This window comes from Buttiauxella cochleicola (genome assembly GCF_021282435.1).
GTDB classification, from domain to species: domain Bacteria; phylum Pseudomonadota; class Gammaproteobacteria; order Enterobacterales; family Enterobacteriaceae; genus Buttiauxella; species Buttiauxella massiliensis.
The window spans coordinates 84,319-96,784 of the sequence record NZ_JAJSOT010000006.1 but is presented as its reverse complement, the minus strand read 5'-3'; the positions used below and the strand labels follow the sequence as shown (position 1 = coordinate 96,784).

Below are 12,466 nucleotides of genomic sequence, written 5' to 3'. Positions count from 1 at the left end.
AATCGCACAATGTTTAACCATCTACATTATTTACGGTATCTAATGTTGCTTTGTGAATGAGCTTATCGGGTACTATAAACCGCAAAAAGCGTATTGTTATCTGCATTTTTCTGGTGGTTTTCATTTGTTCGAGGCGCCTTCCAGAATGCTGAAATAGTAAAAAAACTCGGTTCACGCGATCCCATAAATACGATATAACTGTTCATCCATACAGCATAAAAGGAATTCCTCTATGTCCCTCGAACCCGCAATCGCCGGGCTGGTTGATGAATTCATCGACTCTGGCCGTCCTTCTTCACGCCAACAAACATTTGCCGAACGCCGAGCCGGGTATATCGCCAGCACTGTTTTAGCGGGTGAAACTGAAACTCGAGTCGACGTGAAAGACATCTGTCTGAATGGATGCACGTTACGCATATTTTCCCCGCTTAATGCGACCGGATCGCTTCCTGCCGTGATCTACTACCACGGCGGTTGCTTTGTTAGCGGTGGGTTTGAAACTCATGACAATCAGTTACGCCAGCTTTGCTATCACAGTGGTTGCCGGGTGGTTGCCGTTCAGTATCGCGTGGCACCAGAGCACACTTATCCGGCAGCACATGATGATGCTGAACGTGCAGCGGACGCTATCTGGCAAGCGGCTGAACAGCTGGAAGTGGATCGTGAACGAATCACGCTCGCTGGCGACAGCGCTGGTGGGCACATTGCCCTGGTGACTGCCCTGCGCCTGAAAAGTGCGGGAAACTGGTTGCCTGCGCGGCTGATGCTGATTTACCCGATGCTGGACGCGACGGCGGAATCTGTCAGCTATCAGGAAAATGGCTACGACTACATCATCACCCGCGACACGCTGCTTTCCGGCTACGAAGCCTATATGCCCGATCTGGACGCAATGGATGATGAAGCCAGCCCATTATTTCGCGAAGATTTTGCAGGCCTGCCACCGGTGCATATCATCACCGCTGAATACGACCCTCTTCGCAATGAAGGCGAGGTGCTGCATGAGTGCCTGATGGACCAGGGCGTTGAGTCCACCTGCCAACGCTATCTCGGCGTCATCCATGGCTTTTTCCAGCTTGGTGGTATCAGCCAGGCAGCGCGCGACGCCATGCGTGATGTTGCGTGGCGGGTCGGTCAATAAGCTCAACAGCTCAATCAAGTTCTCGCACCACTCCGGTCAGTTATGCTGGCCGGGGCTATTGTTCAGAGAACGCAGATTCTCCCAACTCAGCCTTCAGTTAGCTCATCATAAAGATTGCGAAGACGGGTTCGTAGATAAAGCACGGCCTTGTGCTTGCGGGATAGCAGGGCCTGGACGCTAATGCCGGTTTCTTCCGCTAACTCCTTAAAGCTGTAGCCGTGGAGTTCGGTTTTTTCGAACGCCTCACGCTGCGCCACAGGAAGCTCCGACATCGCATCTTCCAGCTCATCCCAGAGCAGTTGACTCAAATATTCGTCTTCCGGTGAATGCGGCACGCCAAACAACGTTTCCGCGAGTTCGTCTTCAGGAAGAAAACCCTCATCGTCATCAGAATAATAGTCAGAAAGCGGAAGCTCGCGCTTTTTACGTGCCCTGTCGGTCATTTCATTACGTGCGGCGCGAAATAACCAGGCGGCGACGTTCTCTACCGGTTGCTCCACTTTCATCAACTGCCATGTCACTTCTTGCAGGATATCGTCCGCGTCATCGCGTACCGGTGTTCGGCCAACGATAAAAGCTTTTAGCTTCGTGCGACACGCATTGAGCGCCAACATGACTCGAGAATGTCCTGCCGTCCCGGCTTTCATTACTGTCACTCAGCTTGCGTCGGTTTCTGGGCGCTATCTTCCGGTTTCTGACGGCAATGCTCATTCTCACCGTGCCGCTCATGGCTATCACCATGATGCTCATCGCGATGATGGCAATGCCCGCGACCATGACGCCAGAATCCACCACGGCGCTGCTGCACAAACTGTTCGCGCTGCTCTGGTGTCATTTGCATCCAGCGTTCATGCATACGACGGCGATCCCGGCCCATTCCGAACATCCCAGGACGTAGCCCAAGGCCGCCGAACAGAATACGGCACAGCACCAGCAACCCAAGTGCTTGCCAGAAACCAATGCTTTTCACACCGATAATCGCAGGCAGCAGTGCATTCCACAGAGACATCACCAGCAGGCTCAACGCTGCAATAAACACAATGCCGATTAGCAGTGGTTTAGCCATCGGGTGACCACTGAAACCGTGGCCGCGCTCCCGGCCTGGTCCACGCATATCAAAATCTCTCATCGTTTTTACTCCTCATCAGATTAGTTAATTATTGCTTCTGATGAGGTAGACGAATGAGAAGCAGAAATATTGTCAGAAAAATGAAATTTTTTTGCGGGCTGGAATAAAAGGGCGTTATCGGCAACGTGTGCTTTTGCGAAGCAAGGGGTATTTATCCCAGGGAATAAGGCAAAATAACACCTGGCAGATCCTTAAAGTCTTTTGAATTTCGAGTGATGAGTTTTCTGGCACTGATCTGAGTACTGGCCAAAATAATTGCATCAGGTAGTTTCATTCCATATTGCTGACGTAGCGCTACAGAGTGTTCTGCCACCGCATGATTGACCGGCAAAATTTCAAATCCACTCAGGAAGTGCCGGGTCTGCTGCTCCTGATCGTTGTGTTTTGCCCCCACCATGATTTCCATCCAGGTCACAATGCTAATTGACGGGGAATTACTGTAGCTTTCAATGGTTGCACGCGCTTGCGGGATCCCTTTCAGATAATCGATTAAAATATTGGTATCAAAAACAGCAGATTGCATCATCTTCACCATTCCTCGCGAAGCTTGCGTTCATATTCCAAACCATCAGGTGCATCTTCGCCCCAAAGACCAAATGCTTCTTTGATACTGGTTTGAGCCTGCCTTTCCAGATACTCCTCGACTGCTTCCCGTAAAAGCTCTGCTCGCGGTAAATTGCGTTTCTGTTTAAGGCTATCAAGGCGGCTGATTGCCTCATCAGACAGATCCAGAAGAATTCGTCCCATCATCTCTCCAAAAATCGTAGCCATATATCACCTCAATATATCATCCCTGTTTAATTTTTCACCTTTCTTGTGCGTAAATAATACACAGATCAATAGGGGTTATTAAGACATTGATTTGGCGAGTTTTCGTTTTTACGGGCTGCATTCCAGAACGTTTACTTTCGGAGTTTGTTTGCCAGGAAAGGGAAATAATGGGGGATGAAAATACCAGCCAGCATGTACTGGCTGGTATAAATGGCAAAATCAGTCCTTCTTAATCATTTGCACGATTTGGTCGTCATTAATCTGGTGCTCGTTACCTTGCTGGTCGGTGTAACTAATCAGGCCAGTATCTGAATCCACTTGCGGTTTCCCCTGCGTCACAATCATATCGCCTGTTTTGGTCGACATAACGTAATCGCTCGAACACGCCGTGACCGAAAGCGCCACACCGCTTAACAGCAGAGCTGCCATCAATTTTTTCATGCTGAAATATCCCTTTTAAATAAGAAGGGGATTCTACCTGCTGCGCTCAAGACAGATTGTTAAGGTGTATGACGAAGGGTTTTTGGAGCTATGGCGCTGCTTTGCTACAAAACAAAAAAACCGCATGGTTTTTCCATACGGTTTTTTTACCTGTTCAAGGTGTTAGCGCTTTTTAAGAGCTCAAATGAGCTTGTTTTCTACGCGCGACGTCGATATACAAAATGCTGGCAGCAAAAGACAAACAGGACGCAATAATTAGGACAAGAAGGTAAGAAGTAACGTAGTTATATTCTTTGTCTAAATGGGCTAGCTGTTCTGATATCAGGTCGATGTTATCAATGGTGTAGCTCTTACAGGCATATAACCCGTACCAGAAAGCGCTGAAGGCAATCATGCAGGTGTAACAGAACCAGGTGAGCTTTTTATCTATGTATTCCAGATAAAATTTCGGGTCTGAGTAGGCGACTTTGAGAAGACCAAAAAAATAGCCAAAGTAGATGCCAATCAACCACTTCAACACATCCCAATTCATAAAAACCTCTTAAATTGCTGCCTGCTTTATCAGGCATTAAAAAAGGGCTACGCATCACGTAACCCCTTGTTTTATTTTGTTTACGCCAGGTAAGTCTAACGGACTGATTCTTTTGCTTATGTGGCGGAAATAATATTGGCGCAGTATCTCACATGCTGGAGTGACAAAGAAGAGCGTACAGGGGGCGTATGGATGAAGGCGTTGCTTTAAAAAAATGGCGGATGTCGCGAGCTAATCTGCCCTACAAAACCTGATTAATTCCTGGCACCGCTAATCACGCATCATGTTGCTTAATGATTAATTTTGCGCCCTGATTGAGTAACTGATTAATACGCTCGCCGCATGCCAGCGCGATAAGTTCAAGAGCTGCATGGTCTTCAGGCGTTAGACGAGCAGAAATCTTCCCGCTGTATGATTTATAAGGCTCAATGTTTTTTGCACGACATGTATCAAGAAAGAATTTCAGAGATTCGGCTCCCTCTGTTTTCAGTTCCTGCACACTATAGGCGTAAAAATCTGCACCGCCGTTTAAGCCAACGAACTCGCCGCGAAACATTTCAATGTCTGGGTTGAAGCTAACAATGGCGGTGTGGCCGTCAATTTTAATAATGTTATTCATGGTTTGATTCCCGGACCAGTATTCGTTGGGTGGATAAGCGCCATCCACCGTATTTGGCGAGTGACGCTGTACTTAACCGTCCTACAAAATCTAGTGAATTCCTGGCACTGCCTCGCCACTAATCATGGCCAGCCCACCATCGGTGCGAACAAAACGCGGCGTTTTCAAATCCTCGACCAGAAGGTTAATCAACTCGAACAATAAACCGGTGATCTGTTCTTCCTGCTCAGGCAACTGCTGGCGTTGCAGCAACAAGATGGTGAGAGCGGAACAGTACTCGCGCAGAGTCTCGGAATCGGTTGAAAGCGGGCCGCGATAATTATCGGGTTCTGCCACATCCACCGTCAGGCGCTCGATTAAATGCACGGGTAACGGTGCTTTTAGCGTAACTTTCAATACTTCAAGTGCGGCAAGCAAACGCCCACACAATGCCATGCGTTCGGTGTTGTCGTCGTTTTCAATAATCGCATCAACATAATGCTGGCAGGCGTCGAGCACCTGGAAGAGATCATGCGTGGCACCGAGCGGGGTTTTTAGTAATGTCGTGATTGCGGATTCAATTACTGGTTGAGTGCACAGGATTTCAGCGCGAGCGGTTGTGGTAGTATTGGTGTTAGCCATTGCGTTAGGTCCTTAACGTTAGTGGTGAGCCCCCGGCTGGTACTCGTAATACCTTTCGGGGGCGTTTTTTTTCAGGTAACCCTATGATAGGGTGTGTACCTTAACGACCACGCTATTCCTAAGGGTACATACATGTCAACGGTCAAATATGATACTAAACAGTCCGCTTCCGGTAAAAATCCTGCTTTTCAGATCAGGATCTCACCAGAGCTGAAAGCTCAGTTTGAAGTTGCAGCGAAAGATGCGGGTATGAGTTTGGGAAATTGGTTGAAGACTCTGGGGAGGAAGGAGTTGGACAGGTTAAAAATACAAATAGTTTTTAATAATGAAGAATGAGAGAATTATTTTAAGTATGTATTGAAAAACATAATCTCAACTAGTAATTGGATGACATTCATATGAGTGGTTCTATTCGTCAGCATAGATTAAAAAATTTTTGGGACGTAACTTATGATCCAGAAATTTCTCTTGATGATTTTCAATCTTGGGATGTTGCAGATTTAAACTTAAATGGAAAAAATAACTCTGGGCCAAGAAAGGTTGCAATAGATTTAACAACCCCTACGTTATATACTCCGGGAACCAAGCTAATATTAGCTAAGAAAAATGTTTCATTATATGAAAATAAACAGTTTTCAGGGTATATATTTACAGAATGTGATATTTTTGGTGATAATAAAGGAAAACGTATAACATTTAAAGATTGTGAGTTCAGGAAGGTTTGTTTTGGGTACAGTAACCTAAGTAATGTTAAATTTACAAACTGTAAATTTAAGCAATGTAGTTTTTCAATGGCCAATTTCGAAAACTGCCAGTTCAATAACTGCCAATATGAAAAAATATCCTACTCAGGGAATGAAACAAAATTTTTAAATACATATATTGATGCGCAAAAGATTGTAAAAGCTTTATTTATTAATACAAATAAAGATATTTGTGATAAAGAAGGGACAACTCCTGAGTATCAGGTCTTTAGGTCGTATGGCACTAAGACAAAGTTTTCAAAAATAATATTGAATTCATTATCAACAATACCGGATGATGATGCTTATTATAAAGCTGTTAAAACACACTCACAATGTAAGCAAAAATCAAAGAAAGAAAATATTAAGTTTAAAATTGAGCGGTCTGGGATATTGAAGAATATTATGCAATATCCATGGTTACTCTCATCAATTATTGAATCGGCCATTGTTAATGCTTCTGGGTCTGTAAATGGATGGGGCGGGAGTTTATTTAAATGTATATTGATAGGTTTGTTAATAACTATAGCATTTGCCTGTTGTTACTTTACGTTTTTCAATGTTCCTATATTGAACTCTCTAATTATGTCCCTTGATATAACGCTTTTAGCCGGTTATACAAAACATGCTACTAATATTATCTCCCCAGCTAAACAGATAGTTTATTTGATTAACATGATTATCGGATTATGGTGGTATGGTATACTAATCCCGACATTGATAAATAAAATATGCACTTCAAGGACATAAAATGAATATTAAGAGTCTTGCTATATATGGAAGCACCGCCAGAGGAGAAAGAAGTAGCAACTCTGATGTTGATTGTTTTGCAATTTACGATGAAAGCTATTATAAAATGGTTGTAAAAGGAAGTGTTAATATTGCTTTCTATCCAGTTTCTTTAGCAAAAAAAATAATGAAAGAGGGTAGTATTTTTGCTTTGCATATAAATAAAGAAGCTGTGCCATATTTTAATGAACAGTTATTTAGTGAGGTGATTTCACTTTTCCAATATAAAGCTCACTATAATTATGAAATCGATACAGCGTCAAAACTTTTACAATTTATATTAAAGCATGAAAAGAAAATAAAAAATAAAAGCTTAATGAACAAAAGAATATCTTGGTGTGTCAGAACTATATTAATTTCAATGAGCGCAATGAAAAGAGAACCAATTTTTTCAAAAGATAAGCTTTCACAAGTTTTTTCTAATAACTTGATTTTAGAAAAAGAACTAATGCAACTCATTGCCTTGAAGTCTTCTCATGTCAGTGAAAAGAAAGATTTGGAGCTTGTTAGTAAGTTCCTTAATGCATATTCACAAGAAATATTATCTGAAAATAATGACAAGTTTCTTACAAAAAGTATGTCTAGACTGATCAGCGGCTCGTCAGTCATTGGCTACTAGGAATATTTTTAGGCGAAAAAACATACGATTAAATATACAAAACCGAAAGACAAAAAATGGCGGAAGATCACAGGAGTTGAACCTGCCCGGCACCGCTGGCGGCACCAACTGGATTTGAAGTCCAGCCGCCTCACCGGAGACGACGATCTTCCTAGCCTCGATTGCTACATGGAGGCGGTGCGCAGTATACCTGGTTTTTCGCTTGTACCAAACAATGCTTTCCCCTTTCCCCAATGAATCCTTCAATACTATTAGCACGATCAATTAAATCGTTCACTTACCACGCGTTTAGCACTTCTTAGCCTCTTTGAATGACCTACCCGCCCTTTATTTCTCACAACCTTAAAAAGCCGGTTTTCGCGATCATAAAAATAGTTTGAAGCAGGAATATTCAGCAGAATCTCGATAGCTGTTCCAACTGCCGTTCCCCTTCTTCATCCACCGGTAAATACACCAACAGGCGCGCGCCATCACGCGGGGCTGAATACCAGTTCGTTTGCTGCATCTGGATGGTGCCGATTTGTGGGTGAATAAATTGCTTCCGATGGTTTTCAATCGCGCGTACTTCATAACGCTGCTGCCACAGGGCTTTAAATTCTGCCGAGACAGAGAAAAAGCACTCCAGTAATGCCTCCCAGCGTGGCTCGCCTCGGTGTTCTGCCATCCCGGCCCGGAAGTAGCCGACAAATAACGGCAAAATGTACTCTTTGTCACCAAGGCGGCGGCTCCAGTTATCGTTAGTCAGATACTGGTAAATGCAGTTGCGTTCATCAACCGGAACGGCATCCAGATCCACGCCCATTAGCAGACAAAAATTGCGGTTGTAACCAATAAGATCGAAGTTGGGCTTTTGCATGCTGGCCGGGTTTGGCATCAGTGCATCAAGTAAGCGGCGAGATGCAGGGCTGAGATTTTCACACAGCGCAGCGGCGGGAATCTCTGCCGGTGATAAGCCCGCGAGAATAAATAAATGACGTGTCTCAACGGGAGAGCATTGCAACGCGCTAGTGATAGCCGTCATCACGCTGACGGAGGGGTTCACATCCCGTCCTTGCTCAAGCCAGGTGTACCAGGTCACACCAACGTCTGCCAACAGCGCGACTTCTTCACGGCGCAGCCCTGGCGTGCGGCGGCGGCCACTGCGAGGTAAACCCAGACGCTGAGGGTCAAGACTTTCACGCCGGGTGCGTAAAAACGCTGCCAACATTTTTCGATTGTCTTCCAGGGTGGTAGTGCACTGGTCAAGTTTTGTGATGGTTGTCACGGAAAACTCCAGAAGGGTAGTACCAATACCAGTATAAGCAAGAACTGGTACCCGTTTAAACATTGGGGGATGCTACGCCGGTATCCTGAACCGTGCAATGGAGCACATGATGAGAATTCCCCCTTTTTCCCTTGGACGAGCAGGTTTGATTTTGCTTCTGACAAGCCAGATGTTGCCGCTTATTGATACGTCGATTACCAACGTGGCCCTGGACTCGATCACCCAGTCATTGGGTACCAGCCATACAGAGTTGGAACTTATTGTGGCGCTCTATGGGGTGGCCTTCGCCGTGTGTCTGGCTGTCGGCAGCAAGCTTGGAGATAACCTGGGCCGCAGGCGTGTTCTGATGTGGGGTGTAGCGTTGTTTGGTATTGCCTCTTTGCTGTGTGGCATTGCCGGCTCTGTTGGAACGCTGCTCGCTGCACGCACGTTGCAGGGCATGGGGGCCGCATTAATTGTGCCGCAGATTTTGGCAACACTTCACGTCACGTTAAAAGGCACCGCTCATACCAAAGCCATTAGCCTTTATGGAGGCATCGGAGGTATTGCTTTTATTATTGGGCAAATGGGTGGGGGATGGCTGGTATCAGCAGATATCGCCGGGCTTGGCTGGCGTAACGCCTTTTTTATTAATGTCCCGATTTGCATCTTTGTATTGATGGTAGGAAAGCGTTATTTGCCGGAAACCCGTAGTGAAAGCGTTTCGCGTATCGATTGGCAGGGGACTTTTTGCCTGGCGTTAATACTCTGCTGCCTGCTCTTTCCTATGGCACTTGGCCCAGAACTGCACTGGCCATGGCAGATGCAAGCTGCGTTGATAGCGATTATTCCACTTGGTTGGTGGATGCGTTCCGGAGCATTAAGCCAGCAACAACGTGGCCTACAGCCTTTGCTTCCACCGCGATTGCTTAAACTCACCAGCATTCGTTTTGGCATTTTGATAGCCGTTATGTTCTATACCTGCTGGTCGGGCTTTATGTTTTGCATGGCTTTAACGCTACAGGCTGGGCTGGGAATGGCTCCGTGGCAGTCGGGTAACAGCTTTATTGCCCTTGGAGTAGCCTATTTTATTTCAGCTTGTTATGCCCCAAAACTGATTGCACGCCATTCCATGAGCACGATTTTGCTGGCTGGCATTGTGGTGCAGGTGGCTGGGCTATTGGCGCTCATTGCTACGTTACAACACTTTGGTCACAGTGCTGGCGCGTTAGCTGTCGCCCCTGCAACATTGTTGATTGGCTACGGGCAGGCGCTGATCGTTAACAGTTTTTATCGCCTCGGGATGCGTGATATCGCCCCTAATGATGCCGGTGCGGGGAGTGCGATTTTAAGTACGCTGCAACAATCAACGCTTGGACTTGGCCCGGCAATCCTCGGTGCGTTGTTCCTGCATTTCCGTGTGCTGAGCAATGGTGACTATGTGGAGGCGATGATGGGATTCTTGCTGGTCGAAGCGTTGGTTATGCTGGTATTGGCGGGGGTGACGCTGATGAGCCGTCGCCAGCTTCATTCTCCTGTGCTTTGCAAGCCCGTGATTTCAGAGAAGTGATACTCAGGACGTTACGATAATAGAAAGCCGCCTTTTATGAAGGCGGCTTTCTTGTTTGTGCTGATACTGAAAGGGAGTTAGCGGAATGTCTACGCCTTATCCCTTCATCCAAATTCTAAGCCCATCGAGGAACATTTGAGTTGCCAGCATGACCAATACCAGGCCCATCAGGCGCTCCAGCGCGTTAACGCCTTTTTCCCCGAGTAAGCGTAAGAACAGCGATGATTGCAGCAAAATCACCACGGTGCCGCCCCAGGCCAGCATCAACGCAGCAACCAGGTGCCCCATCTGGTTTGGATACTGGTGTGATAACAGCATTAATGTTGCCAGTAACGTTGGCCCGGCAACCAGCGGAATAGCCAGCGGCACGATAAATGGCTCTTCGCCAGCAGGCAGGCCAGAGGCGTTGCCTTCATGGCTTGGGAAGATCATTCGGATGGCAATCAGGAACAGGATAATCCCGCCAGAAATCGACACGCTTTCCGCACGCAGGTTAAGAAACGCAAGGATTTTTTCCCCGGCAAACAGGAAGATCAACATGATGATCAGTGCAATAAGCAGCTCGCGGATCATGATGGCCCGGCGGCGCTTCGGCTCAGTATGCTTGAGCACTGACATAAAAATCGGCAGGTTCCCCAACGGGTCCATAATCAGGATTAACAATACTGCCGCAGAAATGATTTCGGTCATGAATAGTTGTCTCTAATAAGTTGTATTTCTAATAGCTTGCAGATCATTGATTAATTTCACTTGCGACTTTGGTAGCATTTTGTAATGTGGGACATATTCCCTTGAATGCACTCAACGCAAATACCTCTGCAGGATTAGTCGCTATGAAAAATGTTGGTTTTATCGGTTGGCGCGGTATGGTCGGTTCCGTTCTCATGCAACGCATGGTTGAAGAACGCGATTTTGACGCCATTCGCCCAGTTTTCTTCTCCACTTCTCAGTTAGGCCTCCCGGCCCCATCATTTGCAGGCCAGAACAACGGCACACTGCAAGATGCCTACGACCTGGAAGCGCTGAAGGCACTGGACATTATCATTACCTGCCAGGGCGGCGATTATACCAACGAAATCTATCCAAAGCTTCGTGAAAGCGGCTGGCAAGGTTACTGGATTGATGCTGCATCTTCACTGCGTATGAAAGATGACGCGATTATCATCCTCGACCCGGTTAACCAGCACGTTATTCAGGAAGGTCTGAATAATGGCGTGAAAACCTTTGTTGGCGGTAACTGCACCGTTAGCCTGATGCTGATGTCCCTTGGCGGCCTGTTTGCAAACGACCTGGTTGACTGGGTTTCTGTTGCGACTTACCAGGCGGCATCCGGCGGTGGCGCGCGCCATATGCGTGAACTGTTGACCCAGATGGGCCAGTTGCATAGCCACGTTGCCAGCGAGCTTGCTGATCCTGCATCTGCCATTTTGAACATCGAACGTAAAGTGACTGATCTGGCTCGTAGCGGCAGCCTGCCAACGGATAACTTCGGTGTGCCATTGGCTGGCAGCCTGATCCCATGGATCGACAAGCAGCTTGATAATGGTCAGACCCGCGAAGAGTGGAAAGGCCAGGCTGAGACCAACAAAATCCTTAATACCGGCACTATCATTCCAGTTGATGGCCTTTGTGTCCGTGTTGGCGCGCTGCGCTGCCACAGCCAGGCATTCACCCTCAAACTGAAAAAAGATGTCTCTTTGCCAACCATCGAAGCGATGCTGGCCGGGCATAACGATTGGGTCAAAGTCGTGCCAAACGACCGTGATATCACTATGCGTGAGCTGACGCCTGCTGCGGTAACTGGCACGCTCACTACTCCAGTCGGACGTTTGCGTAAACTGAATATGGGTCCTGAGTACTTGTCTGCCTTCACTGTTGGCGACCAGTTGCTGTGGGGCGCTGCCGAACCGTTACGTAGAATGTTGCGCTTGCTCGCATAATTACACTTACTCACTAAAGGGGCATTGCAGCCCCTTTTTTTATCACGTCATATACCCTTCATACTTCACGTTATGGGTGTGTTGGTTGCACTCCGTCACCCCAGTCACTTACTTAAGTAAGCTCCTGGGATTCCTGAGTTTACCGCCTTCCCATAACTCGAATTATTTGGGTATACATGAAGCATATGACTTTAGTTGATTAATTTTCGGGAGCAAAACAGAGCGTTGGCTATGCTTTATTCAGGGCGATAAACCGCCATGAAGATTAGTTGGGCGGAACGGCTTGCAGGAAAACAATGTTATTGCCG

At 46.7% G+C, this 12,466-nt stretch carries 16 protein-coding genes and 1 tRNA gene; 6 read left to right on the top strand and 11 right to left on the bottom strand.

Features of this window, described 5'->3' with window-relative positions; all coding sequences use genetic code 11:
• The first annotated feature begins 232 nt into the window (after window positions 1–232).
• Window positions 233–1,141: an alpha/beta hydrolase gene (locus tag LVQ77_RS15025; protein WP_232904820.1), complete on the top strand. Its 909-nt coding sequence runs from the start codon at window positions 233–235 to the stop codon at window positions 1,139–1,141.
• Window positions 1,142–1,227: 86 nt separating this feature from the next.
• Here LVQ77_RS15025 and LVQ77_RS15020 read toward each other — a convergent pair whose 3' ends face one another.
• From LVQ77_RS15020 to LVQ77_RS14985, 8 genes are all read right to left on the bottom strand, one after another.
• Window positions 1,228–1,788 carry an RNA polymerase sigma factor gene (locus LVQ77_RS15020; protein ID WP_232904965.1) on the bottom strand — a complete coding sequence of 187 codons (561 nt, stop codon included), beginning with the start codon at window positions 1,786–1,788 and terminating at the stop codon, window positions 1,228–1,230.
• 5 nt (window positions 1,789–1,793) lie between these two features.
• A complete protein-coding gene (locus LVQ77_RS15015; RefSeq protein ID WP_232904818.1) occupies window positions 1,794–2,270 on the bottom strand; it encodes a hypothetical protein in 477 nt (158 codons plus the stop codon).
• A gap of 151 nt (window positions 2,271–2,421) precedes the next feature.
• A complete protein-coding gene (locus LVQ77_RS15010; protein WP_232904817.1) occupies window positions 2,422–2,805 on the bottom strand; it encodes a type II toxin-antitoxin system VapC family toxin in 384 nt (127 codons plus the stop codon).
• On the bottom strand, window positions 2,799–3,041 hold the full coding sequence (locus LVQ77_RS15005) for a ribbon-helix-helix domain-containing protein (RefSeq protein WP_151993698.1): 243 nt from the start codon (window positions 3,039–3,041) through the stop codon (window positions 2,799–2,801). The genes LVQ77_RS15010 and LVQ77_RS15005 overlap by 7 nt, the downstream gene beginning before the upstream one ends.
• 219 nt (window positions 3,042–3,260) lie before the next feature.
• Entirely contained in the window at window positions 3,261–3,482 is a 222-nt protein-coding gene (locus LVQ77_RS15000; protein ID WP_232904815.1) for a YgdI/YgdR family lipoprotein, read from the bottom strand.
• Between the two features lie 172 nt (window positions 3,483–3,654).
• The gene (locus LVQ77_RS14995; RefSeq protein ID WP_232904814.1) at window positions 3,655–4,014 is read right to left on the bottom strand and encodes a hypothetical protein; all 360 of its coding nucleotides are present in this window, start codon (window positions 4,012–4,014) and stop codon (window positions 3,655–3,657) included.
• Between the two features lie 274 nt (window positions 4,015–4,288).
• Window positions 4,289–4,633: a type II toxin-antitoxin system HicB family antitoxin gene (locus tag LVQ77_RS14990; protein WP_232904812.1), complete on the bottom strand. Its 345-nt coding sequence runs from the start codon at window positions 4,631–4,633 to the stop codon at window positions 4,289–4,291.
• A gap of 90 nt (window positions 4,634–4,723) precedes the next feature.
• Window positions 4,724–5,254, bottom strand: a complete 531-nt coding sequence (locus LVQ77_RS14985; protein ID WP_232904810.1) for a hypothetical protein — start codon at window positions 5,252–5,254, stop codon at window positions 4,724–4,726.
• A gap of 132 nt (window positions 5,255–5,386) precedes the next feature.
• Here LVQ77_RS14985 and LVQ77_RS14980 point away from each other — a divergent pair, with 132 nt between their 5' ends.
• The 3 genes from LVQ77_RS14980 (at window position 5,387) to LVQ77_RS14970 (ending at window position 7,405) form a co-directional block, all read left to right on the top strand.
• Window positions 5,387–5,590 (top strand): toxin-antitoxin system HicB family antitoxin, encoded by a 204-nt coding sequence (locus tag LVQ77_RS14980; protein ID WP_232904808.1) that lies wholly within the window; start codon window positions 5,387–5,389, stop codon window positions 5,588–5,590.
• Between the two features lie 62 nt (window positions 5,591–5,652).
• Window positions 5,653–6,747: an anti-phage Hailong system effector protein HalA gene (halA, locus tag LVQ77_RS14975; protein WP_232904807.1), complete on the top strand. Its 1,095-nt coding sequence runs from the start codon at window positions 5,653–5,655 to the stop codon at window positions 6,745–6,747.
• 1 nt (window position 6,748) lies between these two features.
• A complete protein-coding gene (locus tag LVQ77_RS14970; RefSeq protein WP_232904805.1) occupies window positions 6,749–7,405 on the top strand; it encodes a nucleotidyltransferase domain-containing protein in 657 nt (218 codons plus the stop codon).
• A 57-nt stretch (window positions 7,406–7,462) separates the two neighbouring features.
• On the opposite strand, the gene LVQ77_RS14965 is transcribed toward LVQ77_RS14970, so the two are convergent.
• Window positions 7,463–7,557: transfer RNA gene (locus LVQ77_RS14965), tRNA-Sec, on the bottom strand.
• 239 nt (window positions 7,558–7,796) lie between these two features.
• Window positions 7,797–8,612 (bottom strand): helix-turn-helix transcriptional regulator, encoded by an 816-nt coding sequence (locus tag LVQ77_RS14960; protein WP_232864021.1) that lies wholly within the window; start codon window positions 8,610–8,612, stop codon window positions 7,797–7,799.
• 166 nt (window positions 8,613–8,778) lie between these two features.
• Here LVQ77_RS14960 and LVQ77_RS14955 point away from each other — a divergent pair, with 166 nt between their 5' ends.
• On the top strand, window positions 8,779–10,218 hold the full coding sequence (locus LVQ77_RS14955) for an MFS transporter (protein ID WP_151993691.1): 1,440 nt from the start codon (window positions 8,779–8,781) through the stop codon (window positions 10,216–10,218).
• A gap of 96 nt (window positions 10,219–10,314) precedes the next feature.
• On the opposite strand, the gene LVQ77_RS14950 is transcribed toward LVQ77_RS14955, so the two are convergent.
• Entirely contained in the window at window positions 10,315–10,908 is a 594-nt protein-coding gene (locus LVQ77_RS14950; RefSeq protein ID WP_034460330.1) for a YhgN family NAAT transporter, read from the bottom strand.
• Window positions 10,909–11,051: 143 nt separating this feature from the next.
• Between LVQ77_RS14950 and asd the strand changes: the two genes are divergently transcribed.
• The gene (asd, locus tag LVQ77_RS14945; protein ID WP_034460329.1) at window positions 11,052–12,158 is read left to right on the top strand and encodes an aspartate-semialdehyde dehydrogenase; all 1,107 of its coding nucleotides are present in this window, start codon (window positions 11,052–11,054) and stop codon (window positions 12,156–12,158) included.
• Window positions 12,159–12,466: the final 308 nt, after the last annotated feature.

Excerpts from the sequence above, each read along its gene's own strand:
- LVQ77_RS15025 (WP_232904820.1), top strand. The coding sequence starts at position 233 with ATGTCCCTCGAACCCGCAATCGCCGGGCTGGTTGATGAATTCATCGAC.
- LVQ77_RS15020 (WP_232904965.1), bottom strand. The coding sequence starts at position 1,788 with ATGAAAGCCGGGACGGCAGGACATTCTCGAGTCATGTTGGCGCTCAAT.
- LVQ77_RS15015 (WP_232904818.1), bottom strand. The coding sequence starts at position 2,270 with ATGAGAGATTTTGATATGCGTGGACCAGGCCGGGAGCGCGGCCACGGT.
- LVQ77_RS15010 (WP_232904817.1), bottom strand. The coding sequence starts at position 2,805 with ATGGTGAAGATGATGCAATCTGCTGTTTTTGATACCAATATTTTAATC.
- LVQ77_RS15005 (WP_151993698.1), bottom strand. The coding sequence starts at position 3,041 with ATGGCTACGATTTTTGGAGAGATGATGGGACGAATTCTTCTGGATCTG.
- LVQ77_RS15000 (WP_232904815.1), bottom strand. The coding sequence starts at position 3,482 with ATGAAAAAATTGATGGCAGCTCTGCTGTTAAGCGGTGTGGCGCTTTCG.
- LVQ77_RS14995 (WP_232904814.1), bottom strand. The coding sequence starts at position 4,014 with ATGAATTGGGATGTGTTGAAGTGGTTGATTGGCATCTACTTTGGCTAT.
- LVQ77_RS14990 (WP_232904812.1), bottom strand. The coding sequence starts at position 4,633 with ATGAATAACATTATTAAAATTGACGGCCACACCGCCATTGTTAGCTTC.
- LVQ77_RS14985 (WP_232904810.1), bottom strand. The coding sequence starts at position 5,254 with ATGGCTAACACCAATACTACCACAACCGCTCGCGCTGAAATCCTGTGC.
- LVQ77_RS14980 (WP_232904808.1), top strand. The coding sequence starts at position 5,387 with ATGTCAACGGTCAAATATGATACTAAACAGTCCGCTTCCGGTAAAAAT.
- halA (WP_232904807.1), top strand. The coding sequence starts at position 5,653 with ATGAGTGGTTCTATTCGTCAGCATAGATTAAAAAATTTTTGGGACGTA.
- LVQ77_RS14970 (WP_232904805.1), top strand. The coding sequence starts at position 6,749 with ATGAATATTAAGAGTCTTGCTATATATGGAAGCACCGCCAGAGGAGAA.
- LVQ77_RS14960 (WP_232864021.1), bottom strand. The coding sequence starts at position 8,612 with ATGTTGGCAGCGTTTTTACGCACCCGGCGTGAAAGTCTTGACCCTCAG.
- LVQ77_RS14955 (WP_151993691.1), top strand. The coding sequence starts at position 8,779 with ATGAGAATTCCCCCTTTTTCCCTTGGACGAGCAGGTTTGATTTTGCTT.
- LVQ77_RS14950 (WP_034460330.1), bottom strand. The coding sequence starts at position 10,908 with ATGACCGAAATCATTTCTGCGGCAGTATTGTTAATCCTGATTATGGAC.
- asd (WP_034460329.1), top strand. The coding sequence starts at position 11,052 with ATGAAAAATGTTGGTTTTATCGGTTGGCGCGGTATGGTCGGTTCCGTT.